This window comes from Tessaracoccus terricola (genome assembly GCF_054776555.1).
Window position 1 is genome coordinate 198,731 of sequence record NZ_BAAHBS010000007.1, and the last position, 24,502, is coordinate 223,232.

Genomic DNA, 24,502 nt, shown 5'->3' on the forward strand with positions numbered 1-24,502 from the left:
AGCGGTCCGGCCGCTCGTAGCAACTGAAGGGGCCTTACCTGTGCAAGCTGAACACCAGCCCGGTGTCGAGGAACCGGCTGAGAGCCCCACACCGAGGAGAGCCGCCGCGGACGAGAAGAAGTCCTTGGGCAGACGCGTGCTGGGTTGGCTCGGCGAGGGTGCCATCATCGTCGTCGGCGCCCTGGTCATCTCCACCCTGCTGCGTGGCTTCGTCGCCCAGATGTTCATCATCCCCAGCGGGAGCATGGAGAACACCCTCCAGGTCAACGACAGGGTCGTGGTGGCCAAGTTCGGCGGCTTCCAGCGCGGCGACGTCGTCGTGTTCGAGGACCCGCACAACTGGCTGACGCCCAGCCCCCAGGAGAGCAACGCGTTCAAGCAGGCGTTGGAGTTCATCGGCGTGCTCCCCAACTCCAGCATCGAGCACCTCATCAAGCGGGTGATCGGGATGCCCGGTGACCACGTCGTGTGCTGCGACGCCGACGGCCGCATCACCGTCAACGGGTACGCCCTGGAGGAGTCCGCCTACCTTTACTCGGAGGCGGGTGTGCAGGTCGCCCCTGCCAACGTGCCCTTCGACATCATCGTTCCCGCGGACCACGTCTTCGTGCTGGGCGACCACCGCAACCAGTCGGCGGACTCGCGCTGCCGACTCACGGTCCAGACCCAGGGTGAACCTCCCGGCATGGCCGCGTTCGTGCCCACCGACAAGGTGGTCGGCGCGGCGGTCGCCATCGTCGCGCCCCTCGACAGGCTCTCCACCTTCAGTGTTCCCGAGACCTTCGCGAGCGTTCCGGACCCTGAACTCCCGGCGCCCGAGAAGCCCGAGATCATCGAAGCGAACCCGGGGTGCTGAGTGTTGCGGCCGGGAAGAGGACCCTACGGGTACGAGAGGGCACTGGACAGGGCGGGCCTGGCTCCGGTGGCGGGAGCCGACGAGGCCGGTAGGGGAGCGTGCGCGGGCCCTTTGGTGGCGGCTGCCGTCATCCTGGACCCGAAGCGTCCCATCAAGGGACTCGACGACTCCAAGGCGCTGACCGCACTGGCGCGGCAACGGCTCGACGAGGAGATCCGCCGCCGCGCCGTCGCCGTGGAGGTGGCTGTGGTGACGCACACCGAGTGCGACGAATTGGGCATGCACCAGGCGGACCTGGCCGGGCTGCGCCGCGCCGTCGCCAGACTGGCGGTGCGGCCCGCGTTCGTCCTCACCGACGGCTTCCCCGTCGACGGCATCGGCGCCCCGGGCCTGGCCATCTGGAAGGGCGACAAGGTGGCGGCCTGCGTCTCGGCCGCGTCCATCGTGGCGAAGGTGGCCAGGGACCGGATCATGACCGAGTACCACGACGAGTTCCCCGACTACGGCTTCGCCATCCACAAGGGTTACTGCACGGCGGCCCACCAGCGGGCCCTGGACGCGCTGGGGCCGTCACCGATCCACCGCTGGCGATTCGAGAACGTCGCCAGGACGGCTAGAGTTGGTTCACTATGAGTGCCGAGGACCTGGAGCAGTACGAGAGCAAGCTCGAGCTCGACCTGTACCGCGAGTACAAGGACGTGGTGAGCATCTTCACCTACGCCGTGGAGACCGAGCGGCGCTTCTACCTGTGCAACGCCGTGGACCTGAAAGTCCGTACCGAGGGTGGCGACGTCTACTACGAGGTGTCCATGGGGGACGCCTGGGTTTGGGACATGTACCGCCCCGCCCGATTCGTGAAGTCCGCGAAGGTGCTCACCTTCCGCGACGTCTCCATCGAGGAGATCGCCCACTCTGATTTCCAGGTGCCCGACGACAAGTAGCCCGTCAAGGGCGGCCTGTGGACAAAAAAGTTCGGCCCCCTCCAACTACCAGAGTGTGGTGTGGAGGTGGTCTGAGAATGTCGATCAATGCAAGGGCCCGGGAGCTGGCCCGACGAGGTGAGGACCGCGCGGCGGCATACGTCGAGGAACTCGGCTGGCAGGTCCTGGAACGCAACTGGCGCTGCCGCGAGGGCGAGCTGGACCTGGTGTCCCATGACGCCGACACGGACACGCTGGTTTTCGTCGAGGTCAAGACACGATCCGGAACCGCCTATGGCCATCCGCTGGAGACCATCACCGACGCCAAGGCGGCCCGTCTGCGGGGACTTGCCATGGCGTGGCTGCGGGCGCACAGTGCCCGGGCCCGCAACATCCGGGTGGACGCCATCGGACTCATCCTGCCGCCCGACGGCAGTGAGGAATTGACCCATCTCCGCGGGATCGGTGAACTGTGACGGCGTCGTCGTGGTCCGTGGCGCTGTCCGGCATCGAGGGTGCCATCGTGGAGGTGGAGACGGCCCTCGGCGGCGGCCTGCCACGGGTCAAGGTGGTCGGCCTGCCGGATGCGTCCCTGAACGAGGCCAAGGAGAGAGTGAAGGCCGCCATGGTGGCGTCCGGCTACGGGTTCCCACAGGTGCTCCTGACCATCAACCTGTCGCCGGCGGGCCTGCCCAAGCACGGCACCCACTTCGACCTTGCCATTGCGGCGGCCACCCTGGCCTGCACGGCGAAGCTCCCGGCCGAGAAGGTGAAGCGGTTCGTGTACCTGGGGGAGCTGTCCCTGAACGGGAAGGTGCGGCGGGTCCGGGGCATCCTGCCGGCACTGCTCGCCGCCTCGCGCGCGGGCTTCGACAAGGCTGTCGTGCCCGCCGGGCAGGTGGGGGAGGCCAACCTCGTGCCGGGGCTGGAGATCTGGCCGGTGGCGCACCTGCGGGACCTCGAGGACGTGGTGTCCGGCCGCGGCCCGCAGCTCGACGAGGCCGGCGCGGACACCCGGTCGCATCCCGAGGACCGCCCGCACGACTTGGCCGACGTGCACGGGCATGCGGATGGTCGTTGGGTGATGGAGGTGGCGGCTGCGGGCCGGCACCACGTGTACCTGCACGGCTCTCCCGGGGTGGGCAAGACGATGCTGGCAGAACGCCTGCCCGGGATCCTGCCGGAGCTGTCGGCCCAGGAGGCAATCGAGGTCTCGGCCGTCCATTCCCTCGCCGGGGTGGACCTCGGCTCCCGGCTCCTGACCCGCGCACCGTACGCGGACCCGCACCACAACTGCACCATGGCCAGCCTGATCGGGGGAGGCAGGGAGATCCGGCCGGGATCAATCTCGCTGGCCCACCGCGGGGTGCTCTTCCTGGACGAGGCCCCCGAGTTCGGGGCCAAGCTGCTGGACTCGCTTCGCACCCCGCTGGAGAAGGGGGAGGTGACCATCGCACGCGCCAACCAGCAGGTCCGCTATCCGGCCAGGTTCCAGCTGGTGCTCGCGGCCAACCCCTGTTCCTGCGGCAACTCCGGCGTCGTGGGCAGGGAGTGCACCTGCCTTCCCATGCAGGTCAGGAGATACCAGGAGCGGCTCTCCGGACCCATCCTGGACAGGATCGACATCCGGCACCAGATGCTGCCGCTGAAGCGGGCCTTCCTCGGTGACACGGTCGAGAAGCCCGAATCCAGTGCCGCCGTGCTGCAGCGTGTGCTGGAGGCCCGTGGCCGACAGGCGGCGCGGCTCCGGGACACGCCCTGGAGCACGAACGGGGAGGTGCCGGGGTCCTACCTGCGAAAGCGCCTGCCCCTGCCCGCTGACCTCGGGCCGCTGGAGCGGGCCCTGGCGCGGGGCACGCTCAGCCATCGCGGCCTGGACAAGGTGCTGAGGCTGGCGTGGACGGTGGCCGACCTCTCCGGCAGGGACACCCTCTCCCCGGCCAACCTGCGAGTGGCCATGCAGATGCGCCAGGGCGCAGTGCTGGAGGCGGTATGAAGCTCGACGAACGTGCGGCACGGATGGCGCTTTGCGCGCTGCAGCCGCTGGGCAACCCGGCGCTGGCCAACCTGGTCGACCAGGAGGGGGCGGAGGCGGTCTGGAACGCGGTGCGTGCCATGGGGGAGGAGTCCCGCTGGGGCCGGAAGGCCGCCTCGGTGGTTCCCGAACAACTGGTGTCGGCGACGAAGGCGTGCGGCTCCCGGTTCCTCGTGCCGGGCGACGACGAGTGGCCGGCGGGGCTGGCGGATCTCGGCGGCGCGACGTCGACCGGCGACGGTGGCCCGCCCCTGGGACTGTGGGTGCGGGGGAGTCTCCACCTGCGTGAGGCCGAGGGCGGGGTCTCGTTGGTGGGGGCGCGGGCCGCCACCGGCTACGGCACCCACGTCGCCAACGAATGGGCGGCGGATCTGGCGCTGGCCGGGCGGCTCGTGATCTCGGGGCTCGCGTTCGGGATCGACGCGGCCGCCCACCGCGGCGCCCTGCAGGCCCGCCGCCCCACCCTCGCGGTCATGGCCAGCGGCGTCGACGTGCCCTACCCGGTGGCCAACACCTCCCTGATGCGCGGGATCGTCGACAAGGGAGCGGTGATCTCCGAGGTGCCGCCCGGCTCGCACCCCATCAAGGCCAGCTTCCTGGCCCGGAACCGGCTGATCGCTGCGCTCAGCGCCGGCGTCGTGATCGTCGAGGCCGCCGCGCGTTCCGGGGCGAAGAACACCGCGTCGTGGGGCAATGACCTCGGACGGATCGTGATGGCTGTTCCGGGCCCGGTGACCTCCTCGATGTCGGCCACGCCGAACCGGCTCATCCGTGACTCGGCCGCCGTGCTGGTCACATCACCGGCGGAGGTGGTGGCGTTGCTGCAGCCGCTGTCCCCGCAGGACGAACTCCCGCTCCAGGGTGAGGACACCAGCTTCGACAAGCTCGCGCCCGAACTCCGGGAACTCCGGGAGGCGTTCCGGCCGCGGGAGGAACTGGGCGTGGCCGAGCTAGCCGGCCGTACGGGCGCCACAGTGGTGGACTGCCTCGCAGGGGTGGACGAACTGGTGGAGCGTGGCTGGCTGGAGGAGGTGGCTCCCCAGACCTGGCGGCTACCGGGCAGACCTAGCTGAACTTCGTGATGTTGTTGAAGATCCAGCCCTCGGCCATCGAGTAGGTCCAAGTGCCGTTGGCTGCCTGGCTGCCGGCGACGAAGCGCGCCCACACGTAGCTGCGGCAGCCGTTGCGGCCAGTGGCGGGGGTGTCGCACTCGGTCTTCCACCGGCGCCCCTCGGAGGTCCACTCCTTCTGGCCGCCGCGGGGCGCGTTGCCCAGCGGGTTGGACGCCCAGAGGGAGCGGGCCGACGGCAGGTAGGTGAGGTTGTTGAACGTCCACCCCGTGGTCTTGACCAGCTTGCCGCCCTGGTTCACCACGGTGGTGGCCTGGATCTCGGTGCGGCAGCGGAACGTCTGGGAGTAGGGCTCGCACGTGGTGCGCCACTGCCTGCCGTTGTGCAAGTGGGTGCCCTCGACGCTGTAGACGTCCCAGTGGACGAGCGCGAACAGGGCCTGCGTGGTGGCTCGGATCCACTGGATCCGGTTGGCGCTGATTCCCTTGCCGAAGGCGTCGGCGTCGTAGGCGACGGCCCCGGAGGCCAGTTGCAGCGACCGGGTGAACCCGGCGGCCTTGGAAGTGGCCATCGGCTTCACCCCGGCCAGCGCCTGCGCCGCCAGCCCGGTGGTGTTGGTGTTGGCCACGTTGGTGCCGGGGCTGCCGATCCAGCTTCCGTTGGCGGCCTGGTCCTTCGCCAGCCAGGTCACGGCCTTGTTGAGGGCTGTGGTGACGGGCAACCCCTTGCGCTGGGCTGCCCTGAGGGCGTGGATGGCGATGGCGGTGACGTCCCGGTCCGCGGCCGCGGCGGCCGAGGTGCAGTTGGTGCTTCCCAGGCCCAGACGGAAGTCTCCGGAGGGGCACTGCTGCTGCATGAGGGCCATGACTGCCGGGCGGGCGCCCTGACCAGCGCCGAGCAGCCCCAGCACCACGTAGGACTGTCCGAACGTGTTGCCCGGAATGTCGCTGTTGCCCACCCGGCCGTCGACGAGGTCACCGGTGACGCGGGCCACCAGGTCCACGCCGCCGAAGCTGCGGGGGTTGCGGCCGGTCGCATTGGCGACCACCAGCAGCTTGGCCAGGGAGCCCCCGTCCGTGGCGCTGCCGAGCATCCCGTACCTGCCCTCGTGGACGGCCCACTCGAGCGAGTCGAGGAAGGGCTTGAGTTGCTGGTTGGTGGCGCCGGCGGCCGCGAGGCCGAGCACGGCGTCGGAGGTCAACTGCCAGTCCACCTCCCCGTCGAAGCGGGGCAGGGTGCCGTTGGTGGCCTCGGCGAGCAGCCACCTGGCTGCGCTGCCGGCAGGGGTGCCGGTGGGGATCTCGGCGTGTGCGGGCTGGGGAGCCAGCCCCAGCACCAGCGCCAGGGCGGAGCCGAGTGCCACGACGGCGCTCAGGAGACGCTCTCGCATGACGGGTCCTTTCGTTCGGTGGTCAGTGTTGCCCCGGTGGCGGGGATGATGCGGGCCATGCCCGATGCGCGGCGGAGGACTCCCAGCACCGGGCCGCCCAGCAGCAGCAGGGCGATGGTGGTGGTGATGGCGCGGCCGGTGTCCCAGCCGGCGGTGGAGGTGAACAGCGTGAACCAGCCGAAGCGGGCAAGGTTCTCCAGCAGGGGCGCGCCGGGCACGTAGTCGAGGCTGCCGGTGCCGACGCCGGCCCCCTCGACACTGGTCCCGGAGATGAAGGGCCAGAACCAGAGGTTCATGAGTGCGCCGAACACGTAGGCCGCGACGATTCCGTAACCGATCAGCAGCCAGAGTTCACGCCGCCCCGAGACCCCCCGCGGCAGCAGGCCGGCACCCAGACCCACCCAGGCGGCGCACAGCATCTGCGACGGCAGCCACGGGCCCACCCCTGCGGTCAGGAGCGCCGAGGCGAACATGGAGGTCAACCCCAACAGGTATCCGAAACCCGGGCCGAAAGCCCGACCGGCGAGGATGAGGAGGAAGAAGATGGACTCCACTCCCGCGGTGCCCGCACCCAGGACAGGGCGGATGGCAGCGTTGATCGCGGCGAGCACCCCCAACAGGGACAGGGCCTTCGCATCGAGGCCACCGTCGCTGACCTGCGCCACGGCCAACAACAGCACCACGGGCAACAGGAACACGAACACGTACGGCGCATCGTCGGCATGTTGCGGGGCGACGTCGACTGCCGGCATCAGCAGCGGCCAGGCAATCGTGAATAGGCCGATCAGGGAACTCGCGATGATCACCGACCAGCTCCGCCAGCCCAACTGCACTCCCACCGTGGGTGGTGCCACTTCCAGCTCAGCCGCGCGCATCGAGGTACTCCTCAACCGTGAGCAGTGGGACAGGGCTGGCCACTTTGGCCACCTGGGTGGCCAGCAGCGCCGAACCGGGTAGCACCTCCCGGGTGGGGCCGTCGGAGACGATCTCGCCCTCGGCCATCACCACCACCCGGTCACAGGCGGTGGCCACCAGTTCGACGTCGTGGGTCGCCACCACGACGCTGTGCCCTTTGTCGGCCAACGCACGGATCACGTGGTTCAGGGCCTGCTTGGCTCCGTAGTCCAGCCCACGTGTGGGCTCGTCCAGAAGGATCACGTCGGGGCGTCGGGAGAGCTCGGCGGCCAGGACGACGGCCAGCTTCTGCCCTTCCGAGAGGTCGCGGGGATGTGCCTGCGGGTCGATGCCGGGCACGAGGGAACGCAGCAGCTCCAGCGTGGTGCCGTCGGGGTGCCCGGACTCGGCGTCGGCGTTGCTGCACTCGGCCGCGACACTGGCCAGGTAGAGGAGGTCGGAGGCGGTCTGCGGCACCAACGAGACGTGGCCTTCTCCGGGCCCCTCGACGGTGCCGGCGTCCCTGCGTCCGGCGCCGTGCAGGGCCCACAGCAGCGTGGACTTGCCCGAGCCGTTGCGGCCCATCAGCGCCAGCACCTCGCCGCGACGCAGGCTGACGTCGATACCGGCGACGGCCACCACCTGTGGATACTTCACCACCAGTGAGCGTGCCGAGAGGGCGACGTCTCCCGCCGGCCGGGGAAGGGCCAGCTGTGGTGGTTCCTGCACCCAGCCGCGCCGGTCCTCGGTGGCGTGTCGGCGACCCTCACGGATGGTCAGTGCGAGCGGGTCCCACCCCAGTGCGCAGCCGAGCTCGACCAGCGGGGGCTTGATCGGGGACTGCCCCAGGGAATCCCGGGTGGGGCCGTGGGACACGGAGCCGTCTGCCGCCACGCGCAGGACGGAGTCCGCGAACTCGATGACCCGTTCCATGCGGTGCTCGGCCATCACGACGGTGGTGCCGAGGTCCCGTACCAGACGGCTCACCAGTGCCAGCACGTCCTCGGCGGCCACCGGGTCCAGTGCGGAGGTGGGCTCGTCGAGGACCAGCACCTTGGGGGACGAGGCAAGGACGCTGCCGATCGCCACCCGCTGCTGCTGTCCCCCTGAGAGGTTGCGCAGCGGACGGTTTCGCAGTTCGGCGATGCCGAGCAGGTCCAGGGTCTCCTCCACGCGACGGCGCATCTCCGAGGGCGCGAAGCCGAGCTGTTCCATCGAGTAGGCGAGTTCCTCCTCCACCACATCGGTGACGAACCCGGCCAGCGGGTCCTGCCCGACGTAGCCCACCGTGGTGGCCAGCTCACGCGGGAGCAGGGAGGTGGTGTCCCGGCCGTCGATGACCACGCGGCCCGAGCGGATCCCTCCCGTGAACTGCGGCACGAGGTTGTTGATGCAGCCGAGCAGCGTCGACTTCCCGCTGCCGGTGGGGCCGATCACGAGGGCCAGCTCACCCTCCGGGATCTCGAAGCCGACCTTGCGGAGCCGGAGGGCGTCGTTGCTCGCGTAGCGGAAGCTGACGTCGTCGAACCGGATCATGACAGTCCCTCCGAGGTGGTCAGTACCCGCGCCCCGGCGAGGCTCGGCGCGGGAGTGAGGAATGCCGGCAGCGCTGCGACGACCACGCCCAGCAGCAGGAGCGGCGTCAGGGTGGGCCAGGCGAACGGGCTGATGGCCGGCACCAGTGCCGCGGCGTCGGGGCCACGCCGCGTGATCTCGCACACCACGATCGCGGTGACGCCACAGATCACCACCAGCCACTCGGCTCCGGACCAGCGGATGGGGCGGTACGAGGACTTGGTGACGGTGCGGCCCGCCCTGCGCATGGCCAGCGCGATCACGGTGGTGCCCACTAGCAGCAGGCCCAGCGGCAGCACTGGGAGACCTCCCAGCGAGGGCCCCTGCGCGGAGCGGGACAGCAACAGGTACACGCCGGCCGCAACCACAACCAGTCCTGACATCCCGATGGCGGTGGTCCAGCGGCGCTCGGTCCGCGACGCGGTGCCCTGCCTTCCGTAGCCGCGGACATCCATCGACGCGGCCAGCCTCAGCGAGCGCTCCAGCGCATCCGAGAGGACGGGCACGATGATGGTCTCCACCACCTTGTGCCTGGCCCGCTGACCCCTTCCGGCCGGGGCGCGGCGCAGTTTGCGCGCCCGGTGCACCCGGACCACGGAATCCCCCAGCTGGGGGAAGACGCCAATGGCCACCACCAGGATCGTGCCCAGCTCGTACAGCGCTCCCGGCAGCGAAGCCAGCAGGCGCTTCGGATTGGCAAGAGAGTTCGCGGCACCCAGGCAGATGATCATCGTCGCGAGCCGGAGCCCGTCGTAGAGGCCGGACAGGACAGCCTCCAGGGAGACTGGCCCCAGTAGTCGGATGCCGGTGACCCAGTCCGGCAACGGGATCTGAGGCAACGTGAACAGGATGGTGGGGCCGTCGCCACCACCGAACAGGATCCGGAACCCCACCCTCACCACGACGATCGCGGCGCCGAGGATCAGGTAGACCACGAACCCCTTGGCCCACGGGTTGTCCCCTCGCCGGGACAGCGTCACCACACAGGCGGCGCCGATCAGCAGCATGAGCAGCAGGGGATTGGTGGTCGAGTTGGCCGCCACCGCCAGAGCGATCGCCCACGCCCACCAGGCGAAGGGGTGGATGGGGCGAGGGAGGAAGTACCGGTTCATCATGCCGCGCCGCGACGGCGCCACCACACGATGCTGCCCGCAGCCGCGAGCAGTACGACGGCCCCGACTCCGAGGAACGTGCCTGCCCCCGGGGCATCGGCTGCAGGTGCCTCGGGCACGGCGGATTCGGATGCGCTGGGCTCCTGCGGCACGTGCGAGGAGGGTGCGGGCGCGCTCGTGGAGGTCTGGCTGGGGGCGGACGTCGGTGTGCTCGGGGATGCCGAGGTTGGGGTTGGCGTGGGTGCCGCGGTGGTGACGGGCGCAGTGGTGGCAGCAGGCGTGGATGTTGCCGCCGCGGAGGGGGACGGGCGTGCCGGGGGGACCGTCGTGGCGGCCGACGTCTCCACCGTCGGTGGTGCTGCGGATGTTGTCGGGGGTGTCGCGCTGGGCGGCGGGGCGGTCGGTGAAGGGATGGGTGTGGGGTCGGGCCGGGCAGCCGGCGCCACTCCCGGCTCCTGCGCCTGTGCCCGGTTCAGTGAGAATGCCCAACCCTCGTAGCCCCCGGGCTGGACACTGCGTGCCGCGCCGATGCTGGAGAACGTCCAGTCGCCCCCCGCGGGAGCATGCCAGTAGCTCCAGAACGCACTGCTGGGAGGAGTCGCGATGCACGTTTCGCGGTACTCGCTTCCCGCGACGGTGAGGGGCTCGTCGGCGGCTGGGCGGCCGTTGATCCGGCAGACGAACCCGGGACCGTCCTTGACGGTGCCCTCGGCGGTGAAGCCAGCCAGTTGCAGCGCCTGCAGTGCGGTGCCCTGGGCTGGGAAGTCCGTGGCGCAGCGGATGATGGTGCCTCCGCCGAGCTCCTTGTGGTCCACCACCACGGTCACGCCCGTGTCGTCGGTGCAGGCTCCGTCGTGGTAGGCCGCGGCCGCCGACGGGGCCCCCGCCCAGGCGCCCATGGCGGGCAGCAGGAGCAGTAGCCCCGCCGACCAGAGGCGGGTTCCGCGGGGTGCCATCGTTGGGTCAGACCCCCGAGCTGGGGAGTCCCGGGACCCCTGCAGTGGCGGTGGGCGCAGGCGAGGGTGCCTGCGACGGTGCGTCGGTGACTGTGGGTTCGGCCGAGGGAGCCTCCGTCGGAGTCTCGGAGACCGTGGGGGTGGGCAACGGTGAATCGCTCGGGGTGGGGCTCGGCGAGGGGGTGGCCGCGGGGAACTCCACAGACGCCAGGCTCGGCGGCGGGGCCTGCTCGCTCCAACTGGTGGCCAGGCGCCAGCCCTCGACGGTGCCCGCCTCGGGCTGGGACTCGCCGGCGCCGACGAGGTAGGACTCCCACTCCAGGGCGCCGTCCTCGGCGGGGGTGGCGCTCCAGTAGCTCCACCAGTCCTCCGGGCCCGGGTCAGAGGGCTCGCCCCCGATCGAGCTGACGAATCCGCCGGGCGCCTCGTAGGCGATCCCTGCGCTGGTGAGTGCCTCCAGACCGGTGCCGAAGTCGGTGGCACAGCCCTCGGCGATCACGGCGTCGCCCTGCTCGACGACCACCCACACGTTGCCGTCGACGAGGCAGTCGCCCGCCTCGTCAGCTGCTGCGAAGCCAGTCGGCACGGCCATGGCCACCAGGGCGACGGCGGCCGCGGCGAAGCCGGTGCGGGTGGTGTGCTGGTGCAATGAGGTCATTTCCAACCCTTTCGAGACGTAGCAGTTGTCGCCTCTTCGGGCCGGTTGTCCGCTGATCGCGACGGGACTGCACTAGCTGTAGGCCGAGCTTCGGTCCGACTTCCCACGGGTGGGTCACGGTTGCGCGACAGCGCCGGATTCACACCGGCTTCCAGCTCGACGATGGCGAGTCTACTCCGACGCTGCATGTTTGGAACAATGGGGGTCGCCACCACACGGACCCCGGAGGAAACATGCAGCCAGCCGCCATCATCTTCGACCTCGACGGCACCCTGATCGACACCGAGTCGGAGTGGGACGAGGTGCGTCGCGGGCTCGCAGCCGACGCCGGGCTGGAATGGCCCGAGGGCAGCACGCAGGCGATGATGGGGATGTCCACACCAGAGTGGGCCAGGCACCTGGTCGAGGTGGTCGGACTCCCGATGACACCGGAGGAGGCGGCCCGGCTGACCATCGAGCACATGGCGCTCCGACACGAGACCGACCTGAAGGTCCTCCCGGGCGCCATCGAGGCCGTCCGGTTGCTGGCGGACCACTACCCGATGGCAGTGGCCAGTTCGTCGCCGAGGGTTCTGATCGAGTCCGCCGTCCACGCGCTGGGGCTCGAGGACGTGTTCAGGGTGCGGGTCTCCACCGAGGAGGTGTCCGCGGGCAAGCCCGCGCCCGACGGCTTCCTGCGCGCCGCGGAGCTCCTCGGCGTCGACCCGGCACGGTGCGTGGCCTTCGAGGACTCCACCAACGGCATCAGGTCCGCGTTGAACGCGGGCATGAGGGTGGTCGTCGTGCCGCCGCACTTCCATCGACCTGCCGACGAACTGCTGGCTCAGACCCGGGTGCTGGAGTCGCTGGAGGAGCTCACGCTGGAAGTCATCGCCGGGCTCTGAGTCGTCGTGTCGCCCCGTCTCGGGTCGAACGCAGCGATGAACAGCGCCACGAGGACCGCGGTGAAGTACAGCGGGTAGGCGAAGACCTCGTCGCCCAACTCCTCCCATGTGGACAGGTCGAAGAAGCCGGTTGCGTCCCTGGTCAGGGCAGAGAACATCACCACGGTTGTCACGAAGGCGATGTTGGCGAGGTAGAGCAGTACGCGGGTGCCCTGCGGCATCGCCCGGGAGTCGCCGTGGGTGAACTCGCCGTCGGTGAGTACCCGCCACGTGATGCCGAACAGGACCGAGGCCAGGGCCGAGAAGCCGATGAGGGCGGCCAGCGGGTTCTCGAGGGCGTGGCGGAAGTCGTGGAGGGTCAGGATGGCCGCGGCAGACAGCAGGGCGCCGAGGCGACGTGGGCTGCTGTCCCGTGAGGCCGCGACGACGGCCACCGTGACGAGCAGCGCCAGCAGCAGCCAGAGCCCCAGCGCCTCGCTCGAGAACCCGAGCGGTGTCTCGGGACGGAGCGTCAACACCAGGAAGATCACCTGCGGCCCGATGAATCCGGCCACCAGGACGGCACCCAGCCACTGTCCCCGTCGCGCCCAGCGCCAGGCCAGCAGCAGGCACAGGCCCCCTGCGACGAGGCGGCTGACGCTGGGAACCAGGGGGTGGTTCGTGATCCCCGTCACCGTCCAGATCCACTCGGGCACGTCCCGTCCCAGGTTCACCAACAGGCTCCGGACACCGTGCAGTGTGTTGGGGAACACGAGCCACAACGTGGCCAGCGCCGCCAGCAGGTAGGACACGCCCCCGAAGCTGTCCGCCAGCGCCCCGGGCTCGGCGCGTTCACGGTCCGGGACCCGGCGGGCGCGCAGCACGAACGGAGCGGCGATGCACACCGTCAGGGCCAGCACGAGCAGGGAACCGAACAGCTCCGGCAGCCAGCGGTCACGCGTGGCTCCGGCGAAGTCGGTGATCCCCACCCAGCAGCGCCACAGCACCAGCACGCCGATCGCGGCCTGCAGGGCGGACGCTCCCAACCGGCGGCTCGCCACCGCGCCGACGGCCTCGCCGCTGGTGACCGCCACCTGAGTCAGTGCGGTGCCCGCCGCCACGAGAGCCGGCACCGCCAGGGTCCACACGAACTGCATCTGGGCGGTCAGGACCAGGCCGCGCGTCTCGAAACCGAACTGGAACGCCGCGTCCGAGTCGAGCATCCCGGCCTGCGTGCAGCAGAACACCAGGACGGCCACGACGATCACCTCGAAGCTGGCGAAGCGTCGGCCGGCGCGGACCAGGTGGAACAGGACCAGCGCCACCAGGGCGCCCAGGGGCACCCACAGCACCAGCCCCCTCTCGGTGGTCTGGCTGAGGGAACCGAAGGTGGTGGCCGCCAGTGCCGCGAGCGCGACCACCCGCAGCGGGACGGCGACGTGCAGGGCGGCGGTCTGGAGGAGGGTCATGGCCAGGAAAAGACCCGCGGACACCATGGGCATCGCTGCGGCGGGCAGGTAGATGTCCGGCCCGACACTCACGACGTCGCCGGCCCGACGCATCTCCTCGGCGGCGATGACGTGGGCGACGGCAGCGAGCACCGCCACCAGGGTCAGGGCGCCGAGGATCCGCAGCATCGGGTGCCACTGCGAGGGCTTCAGCTGGCCGTCCCTGACCGGGGCGACCAGGACGTGACCCACGAACGCCGCCACCGCACCGACCCGCTGGCGCGCCCTCATCGCAGCCTCGTCAACTGCAGCTCGGGGGACACCACACCGACCCCGGCGGAGAAGGGCACGACGTGGGTGGTGAACCCGTCCCGGGCGGCGTCGGACGGCCAGGAGGCCACCTCCCTGCCCTGCAGGTCCAGCGCCATGAGCCGTTCGGTGTCGATCGCGATGATGCTGTCGTCGGCCATCGCGGTGTCGAAGAAGTCCCCGTCCACGCGCCACAACCGCTCGAGCGTCTCGTCGTCGTAGGCGGTGATCGCGCGGCCGGACGCGGTGACCACCACGTCGTCGAAGTGGTGGACCTCGTCGATGAGGGCGTCGTGCATGTGTCGTCGCACCAGGACGCTCCCGCTGGCGTCGATGCGCTCCAGGAAGCTCGTGCCGGCGGAGTAGACCTCGCCGGCGACGCCGCAGGCGAACCGGGTGGAGCGGTCGGACAGGTCGGCGGTGGCCAGTTCCCGGCCGTGCTCGTCGAGCATCACCAGGGTTGCACCCGTGGTGCCGACCAGCGTGGTGCTCCCGCAGGCCTCCGGGGCCGAGACCGGTTGGTTCGGGAGAGACGTCGTCCAGGCCCGCTCGCCGGTTCGGGCCTGCAGTCCGGTCACGTTGCCGGACCCGTCGGCCACCACGACCAAACCGTCGGCCAGGGCGGGGGACAGGGACACGATGTCGGGGACCTTGGTCTCCCACTGCCACACCCCGCGGATGTCGTAGGCGGCGACGGTGGCCTGCGACGTCGCGGCGACAACGAGGTCCCCGAAGCTGGCCAGCGCGACGATGCTGCCGCCCGGGTGCGCCCGCACGGCCCGGTCCACGTCCCCGTCCGGGGCGATCAGTAAGTCTCCGGTGGTCTGGTGTGCCACCACGAGCGCCTCGTCCGTGCCCACCCGCGCGAGCATGCTGGACCAGACCATGGGCTCGGACTTGTTCAGGTCCACGACGTCGGCCTCCCACCGCTGCGGGTCCCAGTTGGCCGGCACCCCCAAGCCCGGGTCGGTGGGATTGGGGGAGTCCGCCGCGGCCCAACCGCCCGCGACCACCCCTCGGCCCGGGCACCACGTCTCGGTGCGCGTCTCCTCCGCTTCGCCGATCGTCTGGACAGTGGTGACATCGAGGCAGCCCTCGGCGGCCTGCTCCGGGTCGTTGGGGAGTGTGGCGGAAGCGGAGAAGTCGAAGCGTTCGGTCCCCGTCGGCTGGAAGTCCTCGTAGGTGTTGAGGGACCCGGTGGAACGCCAAGTGGTTCCTGGCTCCACATCGGCTGGGAGCAGCAAGGGTGCCGGAACCCAGTGCTGGATCACGCCGCCGGAGACGTCCAGGTTGCGCCGCACCCCCCAGTCGCCCAGTTCGAGGGCGGTCACGGAGTGCCGGACGTCGTCGCCCGAGGCGGTGGTCTCGAGGAGCCGCAGGAAGCTGGTCTCCAGTACCGACTCAGGGTCGGAGAACGCCAGGACCAGTTCCATGGGACCGCTGTTCACCATCGCCCCGCCGGAGTTGAACGCGTACTCGCGCACCGTCACCGACCCGTCGCCCCGTTGCACCTCGCGGTGGCCGTCCGGTGGCAGCAGGGACGTGGCGGTGTTGCGCGGCAACGTGTCCTTGGGGCGGGCCAGCACAGTGGTGGCCGAGACGAGAGCCACGAGCACGACGAACGCGAGCACCAGCATCCCCGCACTCACATCGCGGCCCGTGCGGTCACGTCCCCCCTCATGAGTCACGGGCAACAGGCTAGCCAGTCACATGGGCCACGGCCGGGGTTGCGACGAACAGAGCCCGCCACCTGGTGAGCCCGAAGGGGGTTGTCACGGCTGCGGCGCCGCAGCTCACTCGGGTGTGTCGCCAGGGCTGTTGACGATGGCGACGAACAGGGGCCAGCCGGTTCGCGTGTCCAGGACACGCATCACGAAGGGGCGATCCACGATCAACTGGTACGGCGCCACGGAGGCGGACTCCTCGGCGACGGCCGCCTCGGTCAGGGCGGCGCCGACGGTCCCCTTGGCCGTGACGGTGAGCCGCACCTGCTGCACCAGCTGGTCGGTGTAGGCGTCCGCGAAGATGCCGTCCAGTTCAGACAGGTCGACTCCTTGGTCCGCGAGCGGCTGCAGCAGGTCCCACTTGGTCTCGATGTCGCTCGGCGGCATGGTGAGGTCGAGGGCAGTCTCGGCGGCCGTGTCCAGGGCTGTTGAGCTTGCGTGGATGGTGTCGAAGTCCAGTTCGCTGGGATGGACCCCTTCCTCGGGGACGATGACGTCCATGGCCAGGAAGTCGTCGTAGGGGAGCCGGACTGCTTCCCAGCCGGCGCCGGTGGCGTGGGGGACGACGAACGAGTCTCCCAGCGCTTCGACCATCTCGGTCGTGCCCGCGCCCGTGTCGAAGGCCAGGGGAACGTTGTCCCTTGCGAAGGCCTGCCGCCAGGGGGCTGCGAACAACAGCGCGTCCTGGGTGACGAGGCGGAGGTCCGGGTTGATCTCGATGGCTGATTGCTCGATCAGGCCGGCGGTGTGCTTCCGGGCCCAGGCGTCCAGGTCGTCTTCGGCATCCGAACGGGGGAGCCGTTTGGCGGCCGTGTCGTAGTAGCTGGCGAGCCGGTCGAGGTAGTCCTGCTCGATCTCGGCGTCGTCGAGGATGACGACGCGGTTGGCCTGGTGCACCAGCGGTGCCTCGGGCGGGTCATCCGCGTCCACGGACGTGGGTAGGTCCTCGTAGTCCGCCAGTGCCTGGCGGAGCGCGCCGACGGCGGCGGACCGGTCGTCGCCGGTGAGTCCGAACGCGGCGTCGAGACTCTCAATGCTGGGTCCCGTGGCGCCTTCGGCGAGCATGGCCAGGGTCACGGCGAGGGATCCGGGGGCGATTGCCGCGTTGCTGGAGCGCACGTCGTCGTCGGCGACCATCAGGTTCCAGGCGATGCGGGAACTGGCAGTGGCCGCGTCGGTGATGTGCGGCGTCTCGAGGGGGAGGTCCAGCAGGATGGCGGTCCCGTGAAGGTCTTCGGCGACGGCGGTCTCCCGGGTGGTGCCAGCGCCTCCGAGAGTCACGGCCAGTGGGACCGCGACGGCCACGACGAGGGCCAGGACCGCGGCGCCCGTGATGGTTCGAACGCGTCGGAGCCGGCGCCGGGCGCCGGCCAGCAGACCGGCCGGTACTTCTCGGTGCGGCACGACCCGGTCGAGAGTCTCTGAGATCTTGTCATCGTTCATCGTCTTGCCTCCTCGTCGGTCAGGTGCACCGACCCCTGCAGGGCGGAGCACCCGCGGTGGGCGTGGTTCTTGACCGTGCCTTCGCTGATGCCGAGGATCCGGGCGACCTCCGCGATCGGGCGATCTTCCAGATACCGCAGCGACAGGACTGCACGCTGCATGCGCGGCAGGGTGTCCAACGCGCGCAACACGTCCACCCGGACCGCGTCGGGGGAGCTGTCGCCCGGTCGTTCCGGAGTTTGCTCCGTGACCACCTCGGACTGCCAGCTCTTGCGACGCCACCAGGAGACGAAGGTCCGGTACATCGTGGTGCGCAGGTAGCTCTCGAACTTGTGGTCGTTGCCCAGTGCTTCGTACCTGCCCATCGACTTGACCAGTGCGGTCTGGAGCAGGTCCTCTGCGTGGTGGTCATCGCCGGTCAGCAGCCACGCGGCGCGCAGGAGGCCGCTTCCACGGTCGGCGAGGAACCGCTCGATGCCGTGCGCTGCGGCATCCTTCGAATCCTCCATCGTGACCTCCTACTCCATACGACGCCGTGGTGTGCCCAAAGGTTGGCACAACCTGGAGATGGCGGACGGTTCCGGAAGGTGGGTGCACTTGGCACCGGAGACGGAGCCAAGTGCGACACGTTAATAGGGTGGCGCAGTTGGCTGCTGCAATCGGCTCCGTCTCCGGGGCCGTTCGCGCCAGTCAGCCCGGTGGTCTCCCGCCGGGGTGGCGCGTCTTCGGGGCACAAGGACCCGAAACGAGAAGAACCCCTGGTCAACTCGGCTTTCGCCTTGTCAACCAGGGGTTCTGATCTGTGTCCGAGAGAGGACTTGAAGTTCCTGCGGAATCGCGCTGACAAGGCAGGACGGGTTTCGAAGGGTCTGATCGGCCGTTTCGTGCGGCGAACGTGCGGCCAACTCTTGCCCCTGGTTCGGATGCCTGACTCTGGCCTCACCCGCCGGTGATGCCGGCGCGGAGCGCGGTGATCTGTTCCACGAGTTGCCCAGAGGGCGTTCGCTCATGGCGGGAGATCTGGGTCGCAAGCGTTGCGATCCCTGAGTCGTCGAGGATTCCTGTGAGGCGCTCGATGGACGCAGGTCGCCAGTTGGCCCGGAGCTCTTGGCCGGCCAGGTAGGGGCCGACGAGCACGTCGTCGTAGTCCCACCGCTCACCCGCCTCGCTGACTTCCCAGACGACCTCGCTGTTGGGCCCGTGGTAGGTGGCCCGGAGGAGGGGCCCGAGGTCGCGTGCGTCCTTCTGGGTGGTGGCGCCACGGTAGTTCCAGGCGATGACCTTGAGGCCGATCATTGAGCTCAGGGTGGGGACCTGGATGCTGCTCAGGCCCCCGGCTTCGATGCGCTTGGCTCCGGCTGCCGCTTCTGCCATGCCGGTGACGTCGAGTGTGATTCCGTCGGCAGTCTCGACGATCCCACTGGGGGCGACCTTGGAACCGTAGGGGATGACGTCGACTCCGAAGCCGTTCACCAGGAACCTGATCCCGGTTGCGTTCGGGCCGTCAAGGCGCTCCAGCCTCTTTCGGTAGGCGTCGATGGAGGGGACGAGGATCGCGATGTCCACATCAAGGGTCCGGGCGCCTCGCGGGAGTCCGGTGATGGTGTGGACCCAGTAGTCGCGGGCGAAGGAGCCCACCAGGGTGAACTCAGGTACCAGTTGCCCGAGGGTCTGCAGGAGGCCTTCCGGGAGGTCGGGAAACAGATGCTTCATCTGGCGAACCTCCACTGGTTTCGTACGGCCAGTTCCTGTGCTGCCTCAGTCTCGCGAGGGTCGGTGTCAGCGAGTGCGTCTGCGTACGCGAGCAGGGGTGGGACGTAGCGTGCGCCTCGCAGCAGCGCGTCGGACCAGAACTGCTCACGCAGGATCACTGGCGCGTTCCCGTCCCGCGACAGCCGTGCCTCCCGTCGGATGGCCTGCCACGGTGGTCGCCCGTAAACGACGGTGTGGTCGGGCTTTAGCGCCGCTCCCAGCTCTGCCAATGCCACACCGCCCCCCAAGGTTCCTGCTGTGTCCCTCCAGTTCTGCTCCCACCACTGCGGTTCAGGTCCTGCCAACTCCAGCCGTCGCAGCCGAGGGGCCAGAACGCGCACGTACGCGTCGACCCAGTCTCGCGCCAACCGGTCAGGGTCGATGAGCTTGCGCCGGGGGCCCTCCGTGAAGATGTGGCCTCGCTCACGGAGGTCGGCGATGGTGTTGGAGACGGTGCCCTTCGACACCCCCGACAGGGCAGTCAGCTGTTCGTAGCTCGTGCCGACGACCTCTGGGTCGACGAGTAGGGCGAATGTCACCTTGAGGCCAGCAGGGTTTGCGGAAGCAGACTGCGCTCGCGGGGCAGCGTCGGATATCGCGCGTGGTTTTCGACCTTCGACGTGCACGTGGAATCCCGGAACGCTCAGGTGGGCGTTTCCGCCGCTGTCGACGTAGTTGATTCCCAGCGCGCGGTACTGCGCGCCCCGACCGGCGGGGATGGCTGGAAGGGCCAGGATCGTGCCGTCCTGACGGGTCCGCGCCCAGTTCGCCGCCTCCACCGGCCCCAAAGGTTGGGAGCGCTGCCGTACATCCACGCCCGCCCTCACCGGGTCTGGGCCTGGGAAGGTGGCGACCAGATCTGCTCGGCCATCGGAGGTCGAGGGTGCCTCGATCGTGAGGCCGAACCCGCGGAGCGCCTCGGAGATGACATCGGTCAAAGTTGGCATGTGTTCAATACTACTGACCGCTGCATCATTTTGACCAGAGTTCCCTATTGGCGGCGCATCGCCATGTGCTCACCGACCCGGCGCTGGCGGGCGCTGGGAGGTGACCCTCCGATGGCGCTCGTCCCGTTGCCGGGCGGACAGTGGGGGACTGGAGGAGCCGCGGGCGTATGGCAGGTCGGCCCTGGACGAGGACTGGCTCTGACTGCCGCCAGTGACACCAGTCAGTCCCGCATCGCCTGCAACGAGGTACCGGCTGAGGCGCCACCATAGGGCTGCCGCCGGTTGTTCTGCTGGCAGCGGTCCTTCTGCAGCTGCTGTGGTCAGCAGTGCATCAGGGCGGAGGCCGGCCTCGTCGAGTGCGGTTAGGCGCTGGGCCAGCGTCGGGGCGAATGGGTCCGACTGAATCTGGGGGTGGATGGCCGCGACGGCGTCTGCCCATGTTCTGGTTGCGGGGGTCTGCAGTTGTTGTTCGAGGTGCCGTTGCCAAGTGCGTGCCCTCGCGCCCAGTTGGGGCTCGCCGGTGGGGCGACGGTCGTCGGGGGCGACGCCGGTGGCGGCACGCCAGATCTCGATGTCGGCGACGAGCGTTGCTGGTAGGTGCTGGCCGGGTGGCACCCAGCTGACGAACCTTCTTCTATGCTCGAATGGACGGAATTCCACATCTGACGCGCGCCATTCGAGTTCGTCATGTGTCGACAATCGGCGCTCCTCACCCAGCGTCCGCGCTGCCCCGTGCACCTGCCGCAGGTAAGTCAGCGTTTAGGACATCGCGTTCAAGATCAAGGTTCGTTCCTCTTCAGTGGCTTGTTCTAGCTTCAAGAGATCACTGGCCGTGGCCCCTTGACGGTCGTGGATTCTTGGGTCAGCACCGTGCTGCCGGAGGGCCTCCACTGCGGAGGTGTTCATGTAGCGGACAGCATCATGCAGGGGGGTCGAGCCATCGGTTGATTGGGCGTTGGGATCTGCCCCGGCGTTGAGCAGCAGCACGACTGCTGCTCCCCCGGCGCGCGTCGCGTAGTGCAACGCTGTCCGCCCTTCGCCGTCACGTCTATCGACGTCCGCGCCGTTGTCGAGAAGCAGCCTTGTGATCTCTTCGTTATCGGAATCGTAGAACGGTTGCGGTTCATCGACCGACACCATCACAGGGGTGACGTCGTAAACCCCGTCGCCGTAGTCGTCTGCTGCGGCGCCCTCCTGGAGCAATTGACGCACGCGCGCCACGTCACCCTTCCAGACAGCGAAGCCGAGTCCCACCGGTGCGTCGGTAGCGCGTGAAGGTTCCATGGGCTCCATCATGCTGCACCCATGGCACCTCTATTGGGACCACCGGAGCAGTGCTTGCATTTCTCGTAGGTCATGCGGCCTACCAGCCCAGGTTCGACTTCAACCGGCGTCAGACGCGACCCGGCCCAGATGTCGTCGGTGTCCCAGCTACTGGTCGTTGCCATGAAAGGGTCTCCAAACTGCTGGTGTTCTGGAGCGATCCGATCAGCCCCTCTGCGCCGCTGACTTTGGTGCCCTGCAGGTCCCAATCCGACCACACGAACCACTCTCGGTCCACGGACCAGAAGTTCGAAGGGCTCGACCCATACGTTCCACCGCGTTGCTCGATCAGCTCCGGCACTGCTCCCAAGGGGCCGCGCCACAGGTGCGGTGTGTCGAAGTCCGAAGCCGGCAAGGCCGCGTAGAACGCGAAGCACTGGGTATCCAAACCGTGGGGCGAAGCCGCCGCCAGAATCTGGACGAGGGCGTCCAGGCTCTCCTCGTCCAATGACCCTTCCGGGGGTGGCTGAATCGAGATGGGCCAACTACCGGCAGGGAACCAGCGAAAGCACGGAGGCACCCCGCAATCGCTGACCCTGCCGCCTGACTTGGCGATGTACTCACCCCAAGACACACGCTCCCAACCGGCCCCGGGAGACGTCACATAACCCAATGAGGATCCAGCGACCGCCGTGGCCTCGTCCAGATTGACGCCACCGACGATGACCGGCGCGATCTCACCAGCAGCCACCCGCTGCTTGTGAAGCTCATCGTGGGTGCCCCACCCCTGCAGCGCGGGGTTCTCATACATCGCATGAAGAACCCAGGTAGTCGCTGGCCAACCCTCAAGGTCATACCCAGTCGGATTTGGACCGCCACCATTTGCCTCCAGCCAAGCGACCTCGCTTGAAGGGTCTGAAACCCGAATCATGTTCACCGAGCCATCGTCTCGCAACTCAACCCGGCCCACCTCCGAAAAGAGGGGTCCGCCGCCGACATTGCCGTGACACTCCAATCGGATCGGATGTCTGCCGCGTCGCGTCCTCGAGACGGTTTCGATCTCCGTGGTTTGGCCGAGTACTTCGCAGATCTGGCAGAGCACGCTCTGTCGGTTTGGGAAGGGCACAAGCAGTGGGAGTCACTGGAGGGTGACATCCGGCTCGTTGCACGCTGCCGCGATGGGCATCACCATCACTGCTCAACTGCTCGACCAGCGAGTTGAACCCGACAATGACGGATGGAGTGTGCAACTCGACATCACTCTCGACCCCGGGGAGGAACTACTCCAGGCAGCGACGGAGGTTCATCAACTTCTGAGTGGTGAATGATTCACTCGACCTAGGGGTGTTGTTTTCGGGTGTGCGGAACGACTCCGAGTGACAAGACGCCGAACCTAGGGCCCAGCGAGTGGCTGTACGACCGACCGGCTGTCCACGTCGCGGCAGATCAGTGCGTCTGCGGTCAGGATTGCTAGCTCGGCGCCCGATGCGTGCCACACTGCCTTGCATGGCGAAGACACGAATCGCACCGCACTTGGTCCTGGGTGGCATCGGGGCCGCACTCGCCGTTGCAGGAGTCGTCGCCTTCGCACTCTCGGGATCTAGCTCTTTCGGCTGGTTCGCCTATGCCCCTCTTGCGGAACAATCGTGGCCCGCCGCCATGGTTCTGCAGCCTGGGCATGTCTGGGGCTTGGGTCTGGGTATCGTCGGCTCGCTCGTCATTAGCGGAGTTGTCGGATTTCGGCTGGGCCTCCGTCGTAAGCAGTGACCAGAAACCAGCGCGGTGCGCGCTTCGCGCCCGTGCGCGCTTCGCGCCCGTGCGCGCCGAGCGCGGCAGAAGAGTGCGTCAACTGCACTGTGTGATGCAGGAGGCCTATGCTCCTGGGTCAGGGGAACGTGTTGGCTACCCTATGGGCCATGACATCACTGCCTGAGCAGCACCCTAGTTGGGAGTCGTTCCCTTGGCGGAGCTGCCTGACCTTGGTGCTTTACATGGCGTTGTTGGGCTTTGTCTGGATGGCTGCGGCGTGGACGGGACTGGGCCGCGTGGGCCTCGAGACCGTGAGTTACACCATGGAGTTGGATGTGGCCCTTGTGCCGCTTTGGGTCCAGCTTGTGTTCATCGTGTTGACAGCGGCCGGTGTGGCCCTTCTTGCAGTGTTTCCCGTGGGTGAGTCTGTTGGATGGGTGCGGGTGCCTCAGTTGTTCGGTGCCTTGTGGATCGCCGGCTGGCTTGCCCTGCTTTCGCGGGTTCGATCAGGTGCCGAGTTCGTGATGCCCGATCACGGAGAGTGCCTTCGAGTTGATTGCTGGCCACTCGGGTATCAAGAACTTGTGATCGCCGCACCGCTGGCTGTCGCGGTTCTGCTGCTTGCCGCCATGGCCTTTTTCACTCGGTTGTCGTGGCAAGCGCAGGCGTTCGTCCCTGCTGGCGTCTATCTGACCTTGGCGCTCTTGCAGAGGGCTGTCTGGGACGTTCAGGTCCTGCCCCTGCTGTCTACCGCTCCTCCCGGCTGAGAAACACGGCCAGCGGGCAGGTGCTCCCAATCACCCCGCGATGCAACCCACACCCCCGCCGCGCTGACTCCGTTCCTTCAGATCAAATCGCACGGCAACCATCTACGGAGAGTCGGCAACATCTCGGAGTCAGCGTTGAGAGGTCGCTCATCGGCAGATCCGAACTTCCGCAGATCGGCAGATCCGAACTTCCGCAGATCGGCCTGTGAGGTCGTTTGGTGCTGCGAGGTAGGTGTGTTGGGCAGCCGGGCAACTCAGGCGTCGTCGGGTGTGGCGCCGGATCCGGATACTCAGATCGGTGCTTTGAGGCACACCCAACAGTCCGGCGCCATCGAGTGGGAACTCGGGTCTTCTTATCGGATCGACGTGGTGCGTCATTGCGCCACACACTGCGCCTAGCGGGCTATCTCATCCATAGACGACTCCTTGGCCACCAGGGCAGGACGTTCAGGAAGGGTGGATGAGATGACCAACGTCGAACAGCACCAGTGTCGGGATGCAGCGCGAGGCATCGGCGGTGCGGTGCACCACGGGGGACGGTGAAGACCATGGCACGCACGAAGGTAGGGACTGGAGAGCGTCCCAGGTACGCGACGCTGCCCGAGGCGGTCGAGTACTGCCGGAGCTCGCGGAGATCTCTGGAGCGCAGGATCGCCGAAGGGAAGCTCACACGGTTCAGGAACGGCTTCCGAGTTTTGGTCGATCTCAACGAGATCGACTCCTTGCTCCGCGGCGACTTCCGTTGACCGCCGTCCTGAGGATTGGGACAGA

25 protein-coding genes are annotated in these 24,502 nt (G+C 68.5%); 11 read left to right on the top strand and 14 right to left on the bottom strand.

Annotated elements, in window-relative coordinates; all coding sequences use genetic code 11:
* The first annotated feature begins 40 nt into the window (after positions 1 to 40).
* From lepB to ACYU7G_RS16890, 6 genes are all read left to right on the top strand, one after another.
* A complete protein-coding gene (gene lepB, locus ACYU7G_RS16865) occupies positions 41 to 856 on the top strand; it encodes a signal peptidase I (RefSeq protein WP_461109988.1) in 816 nt (271 codons plus the stop codon).
* Positions 857 to 1,489, top strand: a complete 633-nt coding sequence (locus ACYU7G_RS16870; RefSeq protein WP_461109989.1) for a ribonuclease HII — start codon at positions 857 to 859, stop codon at positions 1,487 to 1,489.
* On the top strand, positions 1,486 to 1,797 hold the full coding sequence (locus ACYU7G_RS16875) for a DUF2469 domain-containing protein (RefSeq protein ID WP_143937920.1): 312 nt from the start codon (positions 1,486 to 1,488) through the stop codon (positions 1,795 to 1,797). Before ACYU7G_RS16870 ends, ACYU7G_RS16875 begins: the two co-directional genes overlap by 4 nt.
* A 77-nt stretch (positions 1,798 to 1,874) precedes the next feature.
* Positions 1,875 to 2,252, top strand: coding sequence for a YraN family protein (locus tag ACYU7G_RS16880; RefSeq protein ID WP_461109990.1), 378 nt, complete (start codon positions 1,875 to 1,877; stop codon positions 2,250 to 2,252).
* Positions 2,249 to 3,772 (top strand): YifB family Mg chelatase-like AAA ATPase, encoded by a 1,524-nt coding sequence (locus ACYU7G_RS16885; protein WP_461109991.1) that lies wholly within the window; start codon positions 2,249 to 2,251, stop codon positions 3,770 to 3,772. The genes ACYU7G_RS16880 and ACYU7G_RS16885 overlap by 4 nt, the downstream gene beginning before the upstream one ends.
* The gene (locus ACYU7G_RS16890) at positions 3,769 to 4,884 is read left to right on the top strand and encodes a DNA-processing protein DprA (protein ID WP_461109992.1); all 1,116 of its coding nucleotides are present in this window, start codon (positions 3,769 to 3,771) and stop codon (positions 4,882 to 4,884) included. Before ACYU7G_RS16885 ends, ACYU7G_RS16890 begins: the two co-directional genes overlap by 4 nt.
* On the opposite strand, the gene ACYU7G_RS16895 is transcribed toward ACYU7G_RS16890, so the two are convergent.
* From ACYU7G_RS16895 to ACYU7G_RS16920, 6 genes are read right to left on the bottom strand one after another with little or no spacing between them, the layout of a single operon-like run.
* On the bottom strand, positions 4,877 to 6,271 hold the full coding sequence (locus ACYU7G_RS16895; RefSeq protein WP_461109993.1) for a prenyltransferase/squalene oxidase repeat-containing protein: 1,395 nt from the start codon (positions 6,269 to 6,271) through the stop codon (positions 4,877 to 4,879). The two genes, ACYU7G_RS16890 and ACYU7G_RS16895, sit on opposite strands and share 8 nt — an antisense overlap.
* Positions 6,253 to 7,146 carry an ECF transporter S component gene (locus tag ACYU7G_RS16900; protein WP_461109994.1) on the bottom strand — a complete coding sequence of 298 codons (894 nt, stop codon included), beginning with the start codon at positions 7,144 to 7,146 and terminating at the stop codon, positions 6,253 to 6,255. Before ACYU7G_RS16900 ends, ACYU7G_RS16895 begins: the two co-directional genes overlap by 19 nt.
* A complete protein-coding gene (locus ACYU7G_RS16905) occupies positions 7,133 to 8,701 on the bottom strand; it encodes an ABC transporter ATP-binding protein (protein WP_461109995.1) in 1,569 nt (522 codons plus the stop codon). The genes ACYU7G_RS16900 and ACYU7G_RS16905 overlap by 14 nt, the downstream gene beginning before the upstream one ends.
* Positions 8,698 to 9,876 carry an energy-coupling factor transporter transmembrane component T gene (locus tag ACYU7G_RS16910; RefSeq protein ID WP_461109996.1) on the bottom strand — a complete coding sequence of 393 codons (1,179 nt, stop codon included), beginning with the start codon at positions 9,874 to 9,876 and terminating at the stop codon, positions 8,698 to 8,700. The genes ACYU7G_RS16905 and ACYU7G_RS16910 overlap by 4 nt, the downstream gene beginning before the upstream one ends.
* The gene (locus ACYU7G_RS16915) at positions 9,852 to 10,808 is read right to left on the bottom strand and encodes a hypothetical protein (RefSeq protein WP_461109997.1); all 957 of its coding nucleotides are present in this window, start codon (positions 10,806 to 10,808) and stop codon (positions 9,852 to 9,854) included. Before ACYU7G_RS16915 ends, ACYU7G_RS16910 begins: the two co-directional genes overlap by 25 nt.
* A 7-nt stretch (positions 10,809 to 10,815) precedes the next feature.
* Positions 10,816 to 11,466 carry a hypothetical protein gene (locus ACYU7G_RS16920; RefSeq protein WP_461109998.1) on the bottom strand — a complete coding sequence of 217 codons (651 nt, stop codon included), beginning with the start codon at positions 11,464 to 11,466 and terminating at the stop codon, positions 10,816 to 10,818.
* 233 nt (positions 11,467 to 11,699) lie between these two features.
* Here ACYU7G_RS16920 and ACYU7G_RS16925 point away from each other — a divergent pair, with 233 nt between their 5' ends.
* Positions 11,700 to 12,350: an HAD family hydrolase gene (locus ACYU7G_RS16925; RefSeq protein ID WP_461109999.1), complete on the top strand. Its 651-nt coding sequence runs from the start codon at positions 11,700 to 11,702 to the stop codon at positions 12,348 to 12,350.
* Here the strand turns inward: ACYU7G_RS16925 and ACYU7G_RS16930 are convergent.
* The 8 genes from ACYU7G_RS16930 to ACYU7G_RS16965 all read right to left on the bottom strand — a co-directional run bounded on the left by ACYU7G_RS16930 (position 12,290) and on the right by ACYU7G_RS16965 (position 22,026).
* On the bottom strand, positions 12,290 to 14,068 hold the full coding sequence (locus tag ACYU7G_RS16930; protein ID WP_461110000.1) for a hypothetical protein: 1,779 nt from the start codon (positions 14,066 to 14,068) through the stop codon (positions 12,290 to 12,292). The genes ACYU7G_RS16925 and ACYU7G_RS16930 overlap by 61 nt on opposite strands.
* Complete coding sequence (locus ACYU7G_RS16935; protein WP_461110001.1) at positions 14,065 to 15,774, bottom strand: outer membrane protein assembly factor BamB family protein; 1,710 nt, start codon at positions 15,772 to 15,774, stop codon at positions 14,065 to 14,067. Before ACYU7G_RS16935 ends, ACYU7G_RS16930 begins: the two co-directional genes overlap by 4 nt.
* A 105-nt stretch (positions 15,775 to 15,879) precedes the next feature.
* Positions 15,880 to 17,253, bottom strand: a complete 1,374-nt coding sequence (locus tag ACYU7G_RS16940; RefSeq protein ID WP_461110002.1) for a serpin family protein — start codon at positions 17,251 to 17,253, stop codon at positions 15,880 to 15,882.
* Positions 17,250 to 17,762, bottom strand: coding sequence for a SigE family RNA polymerase sigma factor (locus tag ACYU7G_RS16945; RefSeq protein WP_461110003.1), 513 nt, complete (start codon positions 17,760 to 17,762; stop codon positions 17,250 to 17,252). Before ACYU7G_RS16945 ends, ACYU7G_RS16940 begins: the two co-directional genes overlap by 4 nt.
* A 430-nt stretch (positions 17,763 to 18,192) precedes the next feature.
* Positions 18,193 to 18,966 (bottom strand): hypothetical protein, encoded by a 774-nt coding sequence (locus tag ACYU7G_RS16950; RefSeq protein WP_461110004.1) that lies wholly within the window; start codon positions 18,964 to 18,966, stop codon positions 18,193 to 18,195.
* Positions 18,963 to 19,952 (bottom strand): type IV toxin-antitoxin system AbiEi family antitoxin, encoded by a 990-nt coding sequence (locus ACYU7G_RS16955; RefSeq protein ID WP_461110005.1) that lies wholly within the window; start codon positions 19,950 to 19,952, stop codon positions 18,963 to 18,965. The genes ACYU7G_RS16950 and ACYU7G_RS16955 overlap by 4 nt, the downstream gene beginning before the upstream one ends.
* Positions 19,953 to 20,711: 759 nt before the next feature.
* Positions 20,712 to 21,248 (bottom strand): ankyrin repeat domain-containing protein, encoded by a 537-nt coding sequence (locus tag ACYU7G_RS16960; RefSeq protein ID WP_461110006.1) that lies wholly within the window; start codon positions 21,246 to 21,248, stop codon positions 20,712 to 20,714.
* A gap of 97 nt (positions 21,249 to 21,345) precedes the next feature.
* On the bottom strand, positions 21,346 to 22,026 hold the full coding sequence (locus ACYU7G_RS16965; RefSeq protein ID WP_461110007.1) for a hypothetical protein: 681 nt from the start codon (positions 22,024 to 22,026) through the stop codon (positions 21,346 to 21,348).
* A 213-nt stretch (positions 22,027 to 22,239) separates the two neighbouring features.
* Here ACYU7G_RS16965 and ACYU7G_RS16970 point away from each other — a divergent pair, with 213 nt between their 5' ends.
* The 4 genes from ACYU7G_RS16970 to ACYU7G_RS16985 all read left to right on the top strand — a co-directional run bounded on the left by ACYU7G_RS16970 (position 22,240) and on the right by ACYU7G_RS16985 (position 24,477).
* Complete coding sequence (locus ACYU7G_RS16970; protein ID WP_461110008.1) at positions 22,240 to 22,437, top strand: DUF6228 family protein; 198 nt, start codon at positions 22,240 to 22,242, stop codon at positions 22,435 to 22,437.
* Positions 22,394 to 22,543, top strand: coding sequence for a hypothetical protein (locus ACYU7G_RS16975; protein WP_461110050.1), 150 nt, complete (start codon positions 22,394 to 22,396; stop codon positions 22,541 to 22,543). The genes ACYU7G_RS16970 and ACYU7G_RS16975 overlap by 44 nt, the downstream gene beginning before the upstream one ends.
* A 588-nt stretch (positions 22,544 to 23,131) precedes the next feature.
* Positions 23,132 to 23,731 (top strand): hypothetical protein, encoded by a 600-nt coding sequence (locus ACYU7G_RS16980; protein WP_461110009.1) that lies wholly within the window; start codon positions 23,132 to 23,134, stop codon positions 23,729 to 23,731.
* Positions 23,732 to 24,279: 548 nt separating this feature from the next.
* The gene (locus ACYU7G_RS16985) at positions 24,280 to 24,477 is read left to right on the top strand and encodes a hypothetical protein (protein WP_461110010.1); all 198 of its coding nucleotides are present in this window, start codon (positions 24,280 to 24,282) and stop codon (positions 24,475 to 24,477) included.
* Positions 24,478 to 24,502 lie beyond the last annotated feature (25 nt).